Annotated in this window: 13 protein-coding genes; 7 read left to right on the forward strand and 6 right to left on the reverse strand. The window is 56.2% G+C overall.

Translation table 11 applies throughout. The annotated features are described in order from the left end of the window. Positions 1-2: 2 nt before the first annotated feature. Together L3068_RS16510 and L3068_RS16515 are read left to right on the forward strand one after the other, a co-directional pair. Entirely contained in the window at positions 3-959 is a 957-nt protein-coding gene (locus L3068_RS16510; RefSeq protein ID WP_023337591.1) for a glycosylasparaginase, read from the forward strand. Further along, positions 959-2,377, forward strand: a complete 1,419-nt coding sequence (locus tag L3068_RS16515; protein WP_023337592.1) for a leucyl aminopeptidase family protein — start codon at positions 959-961, stop codon at positions 2,375-2,377. Before L3068_RS16510 ends, L3068_RS16515 begins: the two co-directional genes overlap by 1 nt. An 80-nt stretch (positions 2,378-2,457) precedes the next feature. Here the strand turns inward: L3068_RS16515 and L3068_RS16520 are convergent, their stop codons facing one another. The 4 genes from L3068_RS16520 to L3068_RS16535 form a co-directional block, all read right to left on the reverse strand. Then, on the reverse strand, positions 2,458-3,159 hold the full coding sequence (locus L3068_RS16520; RefSeq protein WP_213014348.1) for a DnaA inactivator Hda: 702 nt from the start codon (positions 3,157-3,159) through the stop codon (positions 2,458-2,460). 95 nt (positions 3,160-3,254) lie between these two features. Continuing rightward, a complete protein-coding gene (uraA, locus tag L3068_RS16525; protein ID WP_023337593.1) occupies positions 3,255-4,544 on the reverse strand; it encodes a uracil permease in 1,290 nt (429 codons plus the stop codon). Positions 4,545-4,627: 83 nt separating this feature from the next. Continuing rightward, a complete protein-coding gene (upp, locus tag L3068_RS16530; protein WP_008501641.1) occupies positions 4,628-5,254 on the reverse strand; it encodes a uracil phosphoribosyltransferase in 627 nt (208 codons plus the stop codon). A gap of 216 nt (positions 5,255-5,470) precedes the next feature. Continuing rightward, entirely contained in the window at positions 5,471-6,901 is a 1,431-nt protein-coding gene (locus tag L3068_RS16535) for a 6-phospho-beta-glucosidase (protein ID WP_014884777.1), read from the reverse strand. A gap of 266 nt (positions 6,902-7,167) precedes the next feature. Between L3068_RS16535 and purM the strand changes: the two genes are divergently transcribed. From purM to ppx, 4 genes are all read left to right on the forward strand, one after another. Beyond that, positions 7,168-8,205, forward strand: a complete 1,038-nt coding sequence (purM, locus tag L3068_RS16540; protein ID WP_023331057.1) for a phosphoribosylformylglycinamidine cyclo-ligase — start codon at positions 7,168-7,170, stop codon at positions 8,203-8,205. Beyond that, positions 8,202-8,843, forward strand: coding sequence for a phosphoribosylglycinamide formyltransferase (gene purN, locus L3068_RS16545; protein ID WP_014884779.1), 642 nt, complete (start codon positions 8,202-8,204; stop codon positions 8,841-8,843). Before purM ends, purN begins: the two co-directional genes overlap by 4 nt. A 200-nt stretch (positions 8,844-9,043) precedes the next feature. Further along, positions 9,044-11,104 carry a polyphosphate kinase 1 gene (ppk1, locus tag L3068_RS16550; protein ID WP_117580738.1) on the forward strand — a complete coding sequence of 687 codons (2,061 nt, stop codon included), beginning with the start codon at positions 9,044-9,046 and terminating at the stop codon, positions 11,102-11,104. Positions 11,105-11,107: 3 nt separating this feature from the next. Next, positions 11,108-12,646: an exopolyphosphatase gene (gene ppx / locus L3068_RS16555; RefSeq protein ID WP_014884781.1), complete on the forward strand. Its 1,539-nt coding sequence runs from the start codon at positions 11,108-11,110 to the stop codon at positions 12,644-12,646. A gap of 4 nt (positions 12,647-12,650) precedes the next feature. Here the strand turns inward: ppx and L3068_RS16560 are convergent, their stop codons facing one another. After that, the gene (locus L3068_RS16560) at positions 12,651-14,891 is read right to left on the reverse strand and encodes an EAL domain-containing protein (protein WP_023337594.1); all 2,241 of its coding nucleotides are present in this window, start codon (positions 14,889-14,891) and stop codon (positions 12,651-12,653) included. Positions 14,892-15,244: 353 nt separating this feature from the next. On the opposite strand from L3068_RS16560, the gene L3068_RS16565 reads away from it, so the two are divergent. Then, positions 15,245-15,433: a YfgG family protein gene (locus L3068_RS16565; RefSeq protein ID WP_028014036.1), complete on the forward strand. Its 189-nt coding sequence runs from the start codon at positions 15,245-15,247 to the stop codon at positions 15,431-15,433. Here L3068_RS16565 and L3068_RS16570 read toward each other — a convergent pair. Then, positions 15,430-16,320 (reverse strand): LysR family transcriptional regulator, encoded by an 891-nt coding sequence (locus L3068_RS16570; protein ID WP_023337596.1) that lies wholly within the window; start codon positions 16,318-16,320, stop codon positions 15,430-15,432. The genes L3068_RS16565 and L3068_RS16570 overlap by 4 nt on opposite strands. Between the last annotated feature and the right edge of the window lie 63 nt (positions 16,321-16,383).

Below are 16,383 nucleotides of genomic sequence, written 5' to 3' on the forward strand. Positions count from 1 at the left end.
GCATGTGGGGAATTATCGCAACCTGGCGAATGGCGCTTGAAGGCGTAACGGAATCTGCATCTGCCCTGGCGGCGGGAAAACCGGTCTCAGCAGCGGTGGTGGATGCCGTCGCTGCCGTGGAAGACTTCCCGCTGTATAAATCCGTCGGCTATGGCGGGCTGCCTACCGAAAACGGCGAAGTCGAGCTGGATGCGGCGTACATGGACGGCGACTCGCTGGCGTTCGGTGCCGTAGGAAATCTGGTGGATATCGCCAATCCGGTGCGCGTGGCGCACGCGCTGAGCCGCCAGCGCTACAACAGCCTGCTGGTCGGCCAGGGCGCACGTGAATGGGCACTGAGCCAGGGCTTTGCCGACAAAACCATGCTCACGGAGCGCGCCATGCAGCACTACCGCAAGCGCTGCCGCGAGACGCTGGATAAAGGCTTAAGCCCGTACGACGGACACGATACCGTCGGCATTATCGGTCTTGATAAGCAGGGTTCCATGAGCGTCGCCACCTCCACCAGCGGCCTGTTTATGAAAAAACGCGGCCGCATTGGGGATTCCCCTATTATCGGCTCCGGCTTTTACTGCGACAGCGAAACCGGTGCCGCTACCGCCACGGGCGTCGGTGAAGATCTGATGAAAGGCTGCACCAGCTACGAAATCGTTCGCCGGATGGCGCAAGGTATGTCGCCGCAGCAGGCCGCAGATTCAGTGGTGTTCGAGCTGGAAGATAAGCTGATGTCGCGCTTCGGTCGCGCGGGCGATCTCTCCGTGGTGTGCATGAATAACAAGGGCGAGTTCGGCGCCGCGACGAATATCAAAACCTTTTCGTTTGTGGTGGCGACGGCTCGACAGCCTCTCACCGTTTATCGCACAGAGCGTCTGCGGGAAAAAACGCATTATCACGCGGTAGACGATGAATGGATGCAGGCCTATGCCGCGCGGATCCGCGCCCCGATTGAGGAGTCATGATGATTACATATCAACTCATTACCGCACTTTCCGACGCAAAGCCGCAAAGCCATTTCATCGCCCGCACCGCCTGTGCGCATTTGCCGCAAACTGCGCTTATCGCGGAAATGCGCGAGTCCAGCGGCATCGCTGACGCCCGCTTTGGCTGCGCCCCTTTTGCCCGGATCACGCTGCTCCCCGATGCGCTCTGGCACGATAGCCTGACAGAAGGATTGCTCACGGCGCTGCGCCCGCTGCTGGCCTCACCCGTGAGTCCCGATGTGATGCTGGACGTGACAAATATCGACGACGTCGTGCTGGCGCAAGTGCTGCGTTTTCTCTTTAATCAGGCGCACCGGCTGAGCGATTTGCAGCTAAAGAAAACCGACGATGACGTCCGTATTGCGCATATCATCGCCCTCTGCCTGCCGGAACAACAGGCGAAGCTGGAGGGGGTTTTCCGCCAGCAGCAGGCTATCGCGCACGGCATGGTCGCGGCACGACGTCTGGCGGATATCCCCTCTGACCGGTGTACGCCGCAGTTTGTGGTAGAAGAGGCACTAAAGCTCTGCGCCCTCTTCCCCGCCCTGCGCTGCGAAGTGCTCAACGAAAAAGAGATTGTTGAGCACGGCCTGGGTCTACTGCACGCCGTCGGCAAAGGAGCCACCTGCCCGCCACGTCTGCTGGCGATGCATTATGATGGCACTCACGACGGCCCGGTGCGCTGCTATGTGGGAAAAGGCATCACCTTTGATACCGGCGGTCTGTGGCTGAAAGAAGGTGCGGGCATGTACACCATGAAATATGACATGTGCGGGGCGGCTAACGTGCTGGGGCTGATGCTCACCGTGGCAGAGCTGGGATTACCCGTACGCATCATGGGCGTGCTGGCACTGGCAGAAAATGCCATCGGCCCCAATGCGATGCAGCCCGGCACGGTGGCAACAGCCTGCAACGGCACCACGGTTGAAATCAACAATACCGATGCTGAAGGTCGACTGGTGCTGGCGGATGCCATCGCCTGGGCCAGCCAGCGGCATCCGCAGACGCGCTATATTATTGATATGGCGACCTTAACCGGTGCAGTCGTGAAGGCGCTGGGGTATGAGCTAAGCGGGCTAATGACGCAGGATGAACCGCTGCGCAGTGCGCTGACGCAGGCAGGGAAACAGAGTGGCGACGAAGTGTGGTCCCTGCCGCTGGATGCGCGGTTGAAAAAGCAGACCGACAGCGCCATCGCCGATCTGTGCAACACGCCAACCAACAATGCGGCGATAAGCGCCTCGGCGGCGTGGTTGCTGCATCACTTCTGCCCGCCAACCATTCCGTGGGCGCATCTGGATATCAGCGGCACGGCGCTGTGGCGTGAAGGTGGACGGAGCGTGGCATCAGGACGGCCGATTCCACTTCTGGTAGAGCATCTGTTGGAGGATCTTTAGCCGGGTGGCGGCTACGCCTTACCCGGACTACAAAGAGCACTTGTAGGCCCGGTAAGCGTAGCGCCACCGGGCGAAAACACTCAAAGCTTAAGGATATCTTTCACAAACGGAATGGTCAGCTTGCGCTGGGCGGTAATGGAAGCGCGATCGAGCTGATCGAGCGTATCGAACAGGGTGCGCATTTCCCTGTCCAGGCGCTTGAGCAGGAAACGGCCCACGTCTTCCGGCAGCTCAAAGCCACGCTGCTTTGCGCGCAGCTGTAATGCCTGAAGCTTATCTTCATCCGACAGCGGCTGGAGCTTGTAGATTTGCCCCCAGTCCAGACGTGACGCAAGATCCGGCAACCCAAGATTGAGCTGGCGCGGTGGACGATCGCCGGTGATCAGCAGTCGGGTTTTGCCCGACTCCAGAATGCGGTTATAGAGGTTAAAGATCGCCATTTCCCACGGCTCATCCCCCGCCACGCATTCGATATTATCGATGCAGACCAGGGAGAGATGTTCCATTCCCTCCAGCACGTCAGGCACGAACCAGGTACGTTTATCCAGCGGCACATAGCCTACCGCATCACCGCGCGCCGAAAGCTCCGCGCAGGCGGCATGCAACAGGTGGCTGCGCCCCGCGCCTTCGCGTGACCAGATATAGATGTATCCGCTGTGCTCCTGGCGCAGCACGTTTTGCAGTGCAGCCAGTAAAGAGGGGTTATCACCCGGCCAGAAACTCGCAAAAGTTTCATCGTCAGGGAGATAGAGTGGCAGAGAGAGCTGTGCCGGTCCGTTCAGAAGTACCTCAACCAGATCTTACGTAAAATCGGAACGGAGTTTAACACGGAACCTGCAAGGAGAGAACCGGGCGGATCGTCCACCCGGTTAAAGGATCAATGTGGCGCTTTTTCGCTTTCGTCAGCGTCCAGGACCACCTCTTCCGGGCGGATCACCGAGATCAGCTTGAAAATCAGGCTCAGGCCCACGCCGACGATGGTCGCCAGCGCCATGCCTTTCAGCTCGGCCGCACCGATGTGCACCTTCGCACCGCTCACGCCGATAATCAGAATGACCGAGGTGAGGATCAGGTTCTGCGCTTTGCTGTAATCCACTTTCGATTCAATCAGCACGCGAATCCCGGAGGCACCGATTACCCCGTACAGCAGCAGCGAGACGCCGCCCATGACCGGCACCGGGATGATCTGAATCGCTGCCGCCAGCTTACCCACGCAGGAGAGCAGAATGGCAATAATCGCCGCGCCGCCAATAACCCAGGTGCTGTAGACGCGGGTGATTGCCATCACGCCGATGTTCTCACCGTACGTGGTGTTTGGCGTGGATCCGAAGAAACCGGAGATGATGGTGGAGAAACCGTTCGCAAACATGGAGCGGTGCAGACCCGGGTCGCGGATTAAATCACGCTTCACGATGTTCGCCGTTACCACCAGGTGGCCGACGTGCTCCGCAATCACGACCAGTGCGGCGGGCAGAATGGTGAAGATAGCAAACCACTCGAAGCGCGGGGTGTAGAAGGTTGGCAGCGCGAACCAGTGCGCCTCGGCAATCGGTGTGGTATCCACCACGCCCATCACGAAGGAGAGCGCATAGCCCGCCAGCACGCCGATCAGGATCGGGATAATCGCCATAAAGCCGCGGAACAGCACGGAGCCAAACACCGTCACGCCCAGCGTCACCATCGAGATAATGATGGTTTTAGAATCCGGCGATTGCCCGTCCGCAGGCAGCAGACCGGCCATATTCGCCGCCACGCCCGCCAGTTCGAGACCGATGACGGCAACGATTGCGCCCATCGCCGCAGGGGGGAACATCACGTCCAGCCAGCCGGTACCGGCTTTCTTCACAATGAAGGAGACCAGGCAGAACAGTACGCCACACATGATAAAGCCGCCCAGCGCCACTTCATAACCCAGCGGCAGCAGCAATAGCACCGGAGAGATAAAGGCGAAGCTCGACCCGAGATACGCCGGGATTTTGCCTTTACAGATAAAGAGGTACATCAGCGTACCGATGCCGTTGAACAGCAGCACGGTAGCCGGGTTAATGTGAAACAGGATTGGCACCAGCACGGTTGCGCCAAACATGGCGAACAGGTGCTGCAAACTAAGCGGGATAGTCTGTAAAAGCGGCGGTCTTTCACTCACCCCGATAGCACGGCGCGTCATAGTGTTTTCCTCTGAGTTTTGTTGTTGGTGTTTTATTCAAAAAAAAGCCGACTATCAAAGTCGGCTTTTTTATCGTTATTCGATTATTTCGTACCAAAGATCTTATCGCCGGCATCGCCGAGCCCCGGGATGATGTATCCGTGCTCGTTAAGACCCTGGTCGATAGAGGCGGTGTACAGCTCAACGTCCGGGTGCGCTTTTTCCAGCGCCGCGATCCCTTCCGGTGCCGCAACGAGTACCAGCACCTTAATGCTGCTGCAGCCCGCTTTTTTCAGCAGGTCAATGGTGGCGATCATTGAACCGCCGGTCGCCAGCATAGGGTCAACCACCAGCGCCATACGTTCGTCGATGTTGGACACCAGCTTCTGGAAGTAAGGAACCGGCTCCAGCGTCTCTTCATTACGGTAGATACCGACCACGCTGATGCGCGCGCTTGGTACGTGCTCTAGCACGCCTTCCATCATACCCAGACCGGCACGCAGGATAGGCACGACGGTAATTTTCTTCCCTTTGATCTGCTCAACCTGCACCGGGCCGTTCCAGCCTTCGATGGTGACTTTTTCCGTTTCCAGATCAGAGGTTGCTTCGTAGGTCAGCAGGCTGCCCACTTCAGAAGCCAGTTCGCGAAAACGCTTCGTGCTGATGTCATGCTCACGCATCAGGCCCAACTTGTGTTTAACGAGTGGGTGTTTCACTTCCACAATCTTCATTCTCTTTCTCCTCTGAGGTGGCATCCGCAAAAAAATCGCGGGATTATACCGCTTTTTTCGGATTGCGCCATACCCATCTTGCTTGACATATGTCAATCAAAGACAAAAAAGCCGGAGGCTGGGCTCCGGCTTGGGTGCGGGGTTCTGCCGGGTGGCGCTAACGCTTACCCGGCCTACAAATCCCGTAGGCCCGGTAAGCGCAGCGCCACCGGGCAATTATAGCTGCTCGCCGTTGCTCGCAATCACCTGCTTATACCAGTCGAAGGACTTTTTCTTGCTGCGGTTCAGCGTGCCGTTCCCTTCATTGTCTTTATCGACAAAGATAAAGCCGTAGCGTTTTTTCATTTCACCGGTGCCGGCAGACACAAGGTCGATACAGCCCCACGGGGTGTAGCCCATCAGATCTACGCCATCTTCCACCACCGCTTTTTTCATCTCGCGGATGTGCGCAGAAAGGTAATCAATGCGGTACCGATCGTTTACCGTGCCGTCACTCTCCTGCACGTCAATCGCGCCAAAGCCGTTTTCAACAATGAACAGCGGCAACTGGTAGTGATCCCAGAACCAGTTCAGGGAGTAGCGCAGCCCAACCGGGTCAATCTGCCAGCCCCAGTCGGATTTCTGCACATACGGGTTAGAGACCAGGCTCTTGCTCTCGTCGTAATCAAGCTGCGGGTTGTCCGCCGTCGCCTTGGTGGCAAAGGACATGTAATAGCTGAAGCCGATATAATCAACGCAACCCTGGCGCAGCGCTGCTTTATCCTCATCGGTAATATCCAGCGCGAACCCGCGACGTTCAAAGTAGTTGAGCAGATGCTGCGGGTACTTACCGCGGACGTGCACGTCGGTAAACCAGTAGCGACGGTGCATCGCATTCATCGCCATCATCATATCGTCCGGCGCGCAGGTCAGCGGATAGATAGGACACATAGCAATCATGCAGCCGATCTGCAGCGACGGATTAATTTCGCGTCCCGCCTTCACCGCCAGGGCGCTGGCCACCAGCTCGTAGTGCGCGGCCTGGAACATGACCGGCTCACGGTCTTCACCCGGCGCATACTTCAACCCGGAGTTGGTGAACGGCGCAAAATCTTCGTGGAAGTTAGCCTGGTTGTTGATCTCATTGAAGGTCATCCAGTATTTCACTTTATGCTGATAGCGCTGGAAGACCACTTTTGCAAAACGAACGAAAAAGTCGATCAGCTTACGGTTGCGCCAGCCGCCGTATTCCGTCACCAGGTGGAAAGGCATCTCGAAGTGAGAAAGCGTAATAACCGGTTCGATGCCGTACTTCAGGCATTCGTCGAACAGATCGTCATAGAATTTCAGGCCAGCCTCATTAGGCTCCCGCTCATCGCCTTTCGGGAAGATACGCGTCCAGGCGATGGAGGTACGGAAACATTTGAACCCCATCTCGGCAAAGAGTCTGATGTCTTCTTTATAACGATGGTAGAAATCAATGGCTTCATGGTTAGGGTAATTCTTCCCTTCCAGCACGCCGTTGGTGATTTCACGCGGTACGCCATGCGCACCCGCCGTCATGACGTCGGCAACGCTTACGCCCTTGCCGCCCTCTTTCCAGCCGCCTTCCAGCTGATGCGCCGCAACGGCACCACCCCACAGAAAATCTGCTTTAAATCCTGACATTCGCTTTCCCTCATTCTGCGTTATTTTCTGCAAAAACAATTACAGAAACCGGTTTCAGTTCGATGATGTGCAAAGGGGTTATCCGTTGCAAGCAGATCACCGAAACCGGTTTCATTTTCGTGAACAGAGTCAAGTTTGTTGCCCCGCAATGGCCAGAGAGAAAAAAAGATCCCTCCACCGAGAATAGGCTCGCAAACGTTTGCCTGGACTGTTAGAATTGCGCCGATTTTTCTTACTAGCTATGCAATCGCGTGGGGACTTGAGCCGTGACCAACAAAACTTCTCTCAGCTACAAAGATGCCGGTGTTGATATTGACGCAGGTAATGCGCTGGTTGACCGAATCAAAGGTGTGGTGAAAAAAACCCGCCGCCCGGAAGTGATGGGGGGTCTGGGTGGATTCGGCGCACTGTGCGCGCTGCCGCAAAAATATCGTGAACCTGTTCTGGTCTCGGGAACTGACGGCGTAGGCACCAAACTGCGCCTGGCGATGGATTTAAAACGTCACGACACGATCGGTATCGATCTGGTTGCGATGTGCGTGAATGACCTGGTGGTTCAGGGTGCAGAACCCCTGTTCTTCCTCGATTACTACGCGACCGGCAAACTGGATGTGGATACCGCAGCCAGCGTCATTAACGGTATCGCCGAAGGCTGTCTGCAGTCCGGCTGCGCGCTGGTGGGCGGTGAAACCGCGGAAATGCCTGGCATGTATCACGGCGAAGATTATGACGTCGCAGGCTTCTGCGTCGGTGTAGTAGAAAAATCAGAAATTATCGACGGCAGCAAAGTGGCTGATGGTGATGTGCTGATTGCGCTGGCTTCCAGCGGCCCACACTCCAACGGCTACTCTCTGGTGCGTAAAATTCTCGAAGTCAGCGGTTGCGACCCACAAACCACTGAGCTTGAAGGTAAACCGCTGGCTGACCATCTGCTGGCCCCGACCCGCATCTACGTGAAAAACGTGCTGGAGCTTATCGAGAACGTTGACGTTCACGCCATTGCCCACCTGACCGGCGGCGGCTTCTGGGAAAACATTCCGCGCGTCCTGCCGGATAACACCCAGGCGGTGATCGACGAATCCTCATGGCAGTGGCCGGCAGTCTTTAACTGGCTGCAGACCGCAGGCAACGTGAGTTCTCACGAAATGTACCGCACCTTTAACTGCGGCGTGGGCATGGTTATCGCCCTGCCAGCAAGCGAAGCCGATAAAGCGGTTAAGCTATTGACCGAGAAAGGTGAAAACGCGTGGAAAATCGGTACGATTAAAGCCTCCGATTCCGAAGAGCGTGTGGTCATTGAATGAAAAACATCGTGGTGCTCATTTCCGGCAACGGAAGTAATTTGCAGGCCATCATAGACGCCTGCAAACAGAAGAAAATTAACGGCACCATTCGGGCAGTATTCAGCAACAAGGCCGACGCGTTCGGCCTTGAGCGCGCGCGGCAAGAGAGCATTCCCGCGCACGCGCTGGAAGCCAGCCAGTTCGCCGGGCGTGAAGCCTTCGACCGCGAACTGGTTAACGAGATTGATGCCTATGCACCGGACGTGGTCGTACTGGCGGGCTATATGCGTATTCTGAGCCCGGCGTTTGTCGAACACTTCGCCGGGCGACTGCTGAATATCCACCCTTCCCTGCTGCCAAAATATCCCGGCCTGCACACCCACCGTCAGGTGCTGGAAAATGGCGATGAGGAGCACGGTACCTCTGTGCATTTCGTCACCGACGAACTGGACGGTGGCCCGGTGATCCTGCAGGCGAAAGTCCCGGTCTTTGATGGCGACAACGAAGACGACGTGACCGAGCGCGTGCAAACCCAGGAACACGCCATCTACCCGCTGGTGGTCAGCTGGTTTGTTGACGGGCGTCTTGAAATGCGCGACGGTGCAGCCTGGCTGGACGGCGTTAAGCTTCCGCCTCAGGGTTATGCGGCCGAAGAGTAGTTTGTTATGTCGGGTGGCGCTACGCTTACCCGACTTATTGCCTTACCCGATATTGCCTCCCCCAACTCTCTAAAATCCCCAATAAAAAAAATAACTGTCATACTTTTCTGGCACTGTTGGACATATCGTGGAAATGCTCGCCATAATAAGGACGAGACGGATTTACCACGTCCTGTGATTGAACTGGAGTGTGAGCTGTAATGGGTCAGGAAAAGTTATATATCGAGAAAGAGCTAAGCTGGTTAGCATTTAACGAACGTGTACTCCAGGAAGCGGCCGACAAAAGTAACCCGCTGATCGAACGCATGCGTTTTTTGGGCATTTATTCCAACAACCTGGATGAGTTCTACAAGGTTCGCTTTGCCGAGCTGAAAAGACGGATCATCATCAGCGAAGAACAGGGCTTAAATTCTCACTCGCGTCATCTGCTGGGTAAAATCCAGTCCCGCGTGTTGAAAGCCGATCAGGAGTTTGACGGCCTGTATAACGAACTGCTGCTGGAGATGGCACGCAATCAAATCTTCCTGATTAACGAACGTCAGCTTTCCGTTAACCAACAAAACTGGCTGCGCCACTACTTCAAACATTATCTCCGCCAGCACATTACCCCGATTCTGATTAACCGCGAAACCGACCTGGTGCAGTTCCTGAAGGATGACTACACCTATCTGGCCGTGGAAATTATTCGCGGTGGGTCCATCAGCTACGCGCTGCTGGAGATCCCGTCTGACAAGGTGCCGCGCTTTGTGAACCTGCCGCCGGAAACCCCGCGCAGACGCAAGCCAATGATCCTGCTGGATAACATCCTGCGTTACTGTCTGGACGACATCTTCAAAGGCTTCTTCGACTACGATGCGCTAAACGCCTACTCGATGAAGATGACCCGTGACGCCGAATACGACCTGGTCCACGAGATGGAAGCCAGCCTGATGGAGCTGATGTCCTCCAGCCTGAAACAGCGCCTGACGGCCGAGCCGGTCCGCTTTGTTTACCAGCGCGATATGCCGGACGCCATGGTGGAGATGCTGCGCGAGAAACTGACCATTTCGCGCTATGACTCCATCGTACCCGGTGGCCGTTACCACAACTTTAAAGACTTTATTGGCTTCCCGAACGTTGGCAAAGCCAACCTGGTGAACAAGCCGCTGCCGCGCCTGCGCCATCTCTGGTTTGATAAATTCCGCAACGGGTTTGACGCCATTCGCGAACGTGACGTCCTGCTCTACTATCCGTACCACACGTTTGAACACGTGCTTGAACTGCTGCGTCAGGCCTCTTTCGACCCGAGCGTGCTGGCGATCAAAATCAACATCTACCGCGTGGCAAAAGATTCCCGCATCATCGACGCGATGATCCATGCGGCGCACAACGGCAAAAAAGTGACCGTGGTAGTAGAGCTGCAGGCACGTTTCGATGAAGAAGCCAACATTCACTGGGCGCGCCGCCTGACGGAAGCGGGTGTGCACGTCATCTTCTCCGCGCCTGGGCTGAAAATTCACGCCAAGCTGTTCCTGATCTCCCGTAAAGAGGGCGAAGACGTGGTGCGTTATGCCCACATCGGAACCGGGAACTTCAACGAGAAAACGGCGCGGATTTACACCGACTACTCGCTGCTCACCGCCGACGCCCGCATCACTAACGAAGTGCGCCGTGTGTTTAACTTTATCGAGAATCCGTACCGCCCGGTGAGCTTTGACTATCTGCTGGTCTCGCCGCAGAACTCGCGCCGCCTGCTGTACGATATGATCGATAAAGAGATCGCCAATGCCCAGAAAGGTTTGTCATCTGGCATCACGCTGAAGCTTAACAACCTGGTCGATAAAGGTCTGGTGGACCGTCTGTATGCGGCGTCCAGCTCCGGCGTGCCGGTTAACCTGCTGATCCGCGGCATGTGCTCGCTGATCCCGGAACTGGAAGGCATCAGCGACAATATTCGCGTTATCAGCATTGTTGATCGCTACCTGGAACACGATCGGGTCTATATTTTCGATAATGCGGGTGATAAACAGGTCTATCTCTCTTCGGCAGACTGGATGACGCGCAATATTGACTATCGAATTGAAGTCGCGACCCCGCTGCTGGATCCGCGCCTGAAACAGCGTATCCTCGACATTATCGAGATCCTGTTCAGCGATACGGTGAAAGCGCGCTATATCGACAAAGAACTCAGTAACCGCTATGTACCGCGCGGCAATCGTCGCAAAGTGCGGTCGCAACTGGCGATTTACGACTATATCAAATCACTCGAGCAACCCGATTAACCTATGCCGATAAATGATAAGACCCCACGCCCGCAGGAATTCGCCGCGGTCGATCTTGGCTCTAACAGTTTCCACATGGTCATCGCCCGTGAGGTGGATGGCGCGCTGCAGATCATCGGTCGTCTGAAGCAGCGCGTACACCTGGCGGATGGTCTTGATGAACGCAGCATGCTGAGCGAAGAGGCGATGGAGCGCGGCTTAAACTGCCTGTCCCTGTTTGCTGAGCGCCTGCAGGGCTTCTCGCCTTCCAGCGTTTGCATTGTGGGGACCCACACGCTGCGCCAGGCGCTGAACGCCCCGGAGTTCCTCAAGCGAGCCGAAAAAGTGATCCCCTACCCGATTGAGATCATCTCCGGTAACGAGGAAGCGCGTCTGATTTTCATGGGTGTCGAGCACACCCAGCCGGAAAAAGGGCGCAAGCTGGTTATCGACATTGGTGGGGGTTCTACGGAACTGGTGATCGGCGAAGACTTTGAGCCGCGTCTGGTGGAAAGCCGCCGTATGGGCTGCGTCAGCTTCGCGCAGATGTATTTCCCGGGCGGCGCCATCACCCGTGAAAACTTCCAGCGGGCGCGTATGGCCGCGGTCCAGAAGCTGGAAAATCTGGCCTGGCAGTACCGTATTCAGGGCTGGAACGTGGCGCTGGGCGCGTCGGGTACCATCAAGGCGGCGCATGAAGTCCTGCTGGCGATGGGTGAAAAAGACGGGTTTATCACGCCTGAACGCCTGACCCTGCTGACCGAAGAAGTGCTGAAGCATAAAAGTTTTGACGCCCTAAGCCTGCCGGGTCTTTCTGACGAACGTAAGGCGGTATTTGTACCGGGTCTGGCTATCCTCTGCGGCGTGTTTGATGCGCTTGCCATTAAGGAGCTGCGTCTCTCCGACGGTGCGCTGCGTGAAGGCGTGCTGTATGAGATGGAAGGCCGCTTCCGCCATCAGGACATTCGCAGCCGCACCGCGCAAAGCCTGGCCAACCAGTACAACATCGACCGCGAGCAGGCGAAGCGCGTGCTGGAAACAACGGTCCAGATGTACGAACAGTGGGAAGAACAGAATCCTAAGCTCGCGCACCCGCAGCTTGCCGCCCTGCTGAAATGGGCCGCGATGCTGCACGAGGTGGGGCTGAACATTAATCACAGCGGGATGCACCGCCATTCGGCCTATATTCTGCAAAACAGCGATCTGCCTGGCTTTAACCAGGAGCAGCAAACCATGATGGCGACGCTGGTGCGTTATCACCGCAAGGCCATCAAGCTCGACGATCTGCCGCGCTTCACGCTGTTCAAGAAGAAGCAGTTCCTGCCGCTCATCCAGCTGCTGCGTCTGGGCGTGCTGCTCAATAACCAGCGTCAGGCCACCACGACGCCGCCGACGCTGAAGCTGACAACCGACGATCACCACTGGACGCTGAGCTTCCCGCACGACTGGTTCAGCCAGAACGCGCTGGTCCTGCTGGATCTGGAAAAAGAGCAGCAGTACTGGGAAGCGGTCACCGGCTGGATGCTCAAAATCAAGGAAGAGAGCGCCGACGTCGCCGCATGATGACTCAGGCGTCCGTGGTGGACGCCTCAGTTTCCGCCAGTGACTCAAGCGCAACCGGCTTGCCAATCAGATAACCCTGCACATAATCGATGCCTAGCGCGTGAACCGCGCTACGTATCTCTTCGGTCTCGACATACTCCGCCACCACCAGCATCTTCTTCATGCGTGCCAGATGGCAGATAGACGCCACAATCTGATAGTCCAGACTGTTGTTGACGATATTACGGATGAAGCTGCCGTCAATCTTGAGAATGTCGGCATCCACGCTTTTCAGCCGCGCATAGCTCGCATAACCGGTACCGAAATCATCAATCGCAATGCGTACCCCCATTTTCTGCAACTGCCTGAGGATGTGTAGCGCCTGTTCCGCGTTGCAGAAGGTGCTGCACTCCGTCACTTCAAAGATCAGCTGCCACGGCTCGATGGCATAGTGGGTCAGCAGACGACTCACCTCGAGCGGGAACTGCACCCGACACACCGTTGAAGGGGCCAGATTAATGGCAAAGCGCTGGCCGGGCAGTTTCTCGCGGTGCGCTGCAAGGAAGCGCAGCGTGTGGTCCAGTACCCACAAATCCACCCGCGAAGAGAGTCCAAACTCCTGGGCAACGGGCAGGAATTGTTCAGGCGAGATTAACAGCCCGTTTGCATCGGTCATGCGCAGCAGCACTTCGTGATAGCTGTCCCCCCGCAGGCCGCGCACGGGCTGAACCAGCAGCGTGAATTCGTTGTTATCCAGCGCACGCTGCAGGCGACTCATCACCGCGACTTTATCCTTCAGGCTACGCTGCAGGTGGACGGCACCACGTTGCTGAAGGTTTTCCGGGTGGTTAGAGGAGAGCGACAGGTCAGCCACTACCCCCAGCTCGCCCAGCACCAGATAGAGGTGGTTGACGGGCGAACGTACATAGCAGTAGCTCACGCCCACCTGCGGCTGCAACGGTATGCCATCCCAGAGAAAGCGGAACTGTTTGATATGCTCGTCCAGAGTTTCAATCCGCTGCTGGTGCGATTCCGCGTTAAGGCGAATCGCCAGGTCACAGCCCGTGAGGTGATAAACCTTTTCGTTGGACTGGAGCCTGGCATTAATCCATTGCGCCAGCCGCTGTTTGTACTGAATGCGCAGCAACACGCCATAGTTACGCCCCAGAATCTCCAGCTCAGGAATACGCACTAAACAGAGCGCCGACCACGGGTTTTTCGCCAGATCGCGCGACAGCGCCCGCAGGTTAGGCATATGCATAACCGGGTCGAGTAACGCCAGCCTGCGGGCACGCTTGTTCACCGCGCGCTGCCGGGTCGCCAGCATCGACATGTAAATCACCACGAACGAAAAGACCAGGTAACTGGAAGAGGTGATCGCCAGCTGAATGTCGTATCCCTGGTTCATTGGGATATAGCGGTAAAAATAGTGGATAGACACCAGCAGTATCGGCGTCCAGATAAGCGAAATCAGCTTATAGCCAAAGCGCATCGCCCCCCAGAGCATCACCGGCATCAGCAACGACAGGGTATAGTTGGTGGTGAAAATGGAACTGTTTTCATTCATCGGGAGCAGCAGCAGCGAAATCAGCCCGCCGAGCGCAACAGCCCAAATCAGAAACTCAGCGGGCGTCACTTTTGCGTCTATCTGGCTACGGATCTGCGAGATGAGACTGTTGAGATAACGCGGATGGCGAATCAGGCGGATCAGCAGATAACATAGCGGCACGCCCGTCAGCCCGCTGACCAGCAGGGCCTGATAGTTAATCAGCGTGCGAATATTAAAAGGGTTCAGCCCCGCCAGGCTCTGACGACTCTCATATATGCCGAGATACACCGCAAACTGGAACAGCACCAGAAACAGCGTCGCAGGGCAGAAGGCCTGCCAGAACATACGCTGCGCCATCAGCCGCACATCGCCATAGGCCGTCATATTTCGTCTGGGCGCAAAAACCCGATAGCCGCCCCAGCTGAGCACTAACGGGACGATAAAATGGAACACACCGGCGACGGTTTCGAACAGCCCGACCGACGGGTAATAGCGAATAAACAGCGCCAGTACAATACCGGGCAGGGCTTCCAGACCAAAAAACATCATCAGCGAAAGCAAAAAAGAGAGCGGTAAATAATAGAGCGCCGCAATGCCGTCGCCCAGCTGCGTGAACGTATTCGCCACGCTCAGCACGGGCAGTAACCCCACCGGCAAAATAAGCGGCAATGCCCACCAGCGGTTTTTATTGTTTTTAAGAAAAGCGAAAATGTTCATAGATGCCCGGTTAAACCCCTTTTACTCCAGAGGGAAAATAAAGACAGGCATCCAACCTGACCTGACGCCGCCCCGGTGATGTGCAGGGCGAACAGTGTGGAGGAGGGATTTTAAATACCAGAGCCGGGAATCCGTTGACTTAAATCAAACTATTTTATGCAAATAAGCCTTACATGCGTTTTTTTTGAAATAATTTTCCTCATATTATCAATATGGTAAATGCAACAATCAATTTCAATAACAATAATTAATGTAAACACTGACGGTTATTTACACATTGCGGAATTGACCCTGTCTTTCCGCTGTGCCTTAATATCCCCATCGCCCAAAAGGGCATGCCCAGGAAAAAGAGAGTGAGTCAGGCCACGCGTATGCGCAAACGACACCGTTTTAACACCCGAATGACCCGCATCATACTGCTCATCAGCTTTCTGTTTTTCTTTGGCCGCTTCGTTTACTCTTCCATTGGCGCCTGGTATCACCATCAGGACAAGATCCAGTCGCAGCAGTCCAGCCTGAACGTCGACGCCGCTGATCGCTAGCCCGCCGGATGGTTTTGCACCAGCCGAATAATTCCTGCTATCCCTTTGCTAAGGATCTTATCCTGCCGCATTACGATAGCCAGCTGTCGCTGCAGCATGGGCGTCAGCGACATCACGCACAGCCCTTCACGGTCAGCCTCATGCGCTACCGCCATTCCTGGAACGATACTGTAGCCCAGCCCCACGCGAACCATACGCTTAATCGCCTCAATGCTGCCAAGCTGCATCACCGGTGCGATCGTTAATCTGCTGGCAGCAAACCAGCCATCAATGAGCGTCCGGGTACTACTGCCTGACTCAAAGGCGATCAGCGACTGAGCATGGAGCACCTCCGGGGTTAAGTGCCTGAAAGCGTCCTGCTGCGCCTGCGAAGCAATAAAGACAAACTCCTCGTCCATCACCGGCATGACGTCCAGCGCTTTGCCGCTGACCGGCAGCGTCACCAGCCCCATATCGAGACGGTTCTCTTCGATAGCCCGGACGATGTCGAGCGTGTTACCCGTGGTCACGCCCACCCGCAGGAGCGGATAGTCACGGCGCAGTTGCTCCAGTAACGGCGGCAAAAGATGGATACAGGCCGTCGCCCCCGTGCCAAGCGTAATGGTCCCGCTAACATCGTGTCTGAACGCACCCACGGACTGGAGGGTTTCATCCACCACCTGCTGAATGCGTTCCCCGTGGGCCAGCAGGGCCTCTCCGGCGGCCGTCGCCTTAATGCCTCGCCCGGTACGTTCCACCAGGCGCGTTTGCAAAAACTGCTCCAGCTGACGTACCTGCATGCTGACAGCGGGCTGGGAAATGCCCATCAGATCCGCCGCAGCGGAAAAACTGCCGCGCTGGATCACCAGCCGGAACGTCGCGAGATAGCCCAGATTAAGCGTCGTCATTCAAAGTTTCTCTTATACCGCGCATAAGGTTGCAGACCTGTTTGCACAATACCTCGCTCGCTA

This window comes from Enterobacter cloacae complex sp. ECL414 (assembly GCF_021869685.1).
Taxonomy (GTDB): domain Bacteria; phylum Pseudomonadota; class Gammaproteobacteria; order Enterobacterales; family Enterobacteriaceae; genus Enterobacter; species Enterobacter kobei.

Coding starts and splice junctions, on each gene's coding strand:
- L3068_RS16510 (WP_023337591.1), top strand. CDS start 3: ATGTGGGGAATTATCGCAACCTGGCGAATGGCGCTTGAAGGCGTAACG.
- L3068_RS16515 (WP_023337592.1), top strand. CDS start 959: ATGATTACATATCAACTCATTACCGCACTTTCCGACGCAAAGCCGCAA.
- uraA (WP_023337593.1), bottom strand. CDS start 4,544: ATGACGCGCCGTGCTATCGGGGTGAGTGAAAGACCGCCGCTTTTACAG.
- upp (WP_008501641.1), bottom strand. CDS start 5,254: ATGAAGATTGTGGAAGTGAAACACCCACTCGTTAAACACAAGTTGGGC.
- L3068_RS16535 (WP_014884777.1), bottom strand. CDS start 6,901: ATGTCAGGATTTAAAGCAGATTTTCTGTGGGGTGGTGCCGTTGCGGCG.
- purN (WP_014884779.1), top strand. CDS start 8,202: ATGAAAAACATCGTGGTGCTCATTTCCGGCAACGGAAGTAATTTGCAG.
- ppk1 (WP_117580738.1), top strand. CDS start 9,044: ATGGGTCAGGAAAAGTTATATATCGAGAAAGAGCTAAGCTGGTTAGCA.
- ppx (WP_014884781.1), top strand. CDS start 11,108: ATGCCGATAAATGATAAGACCCCACGCCCGCAGGAATTCGCCGCGGTC.
- L3068_RS16560 (WP_023337594.1), bottom strand. CDS start 14,891: ATGAACATTTTCGCTTTTCTTAAAAACAATAAAAACCGCTGGTGGGCA.
- L3068_RS16570 (WP_023337596.1), bottom strand. CDS start 16,320: ATGACGACGCTTAATCTGGGCTATCTCGCGACGTTCCGGCTGGTGATC.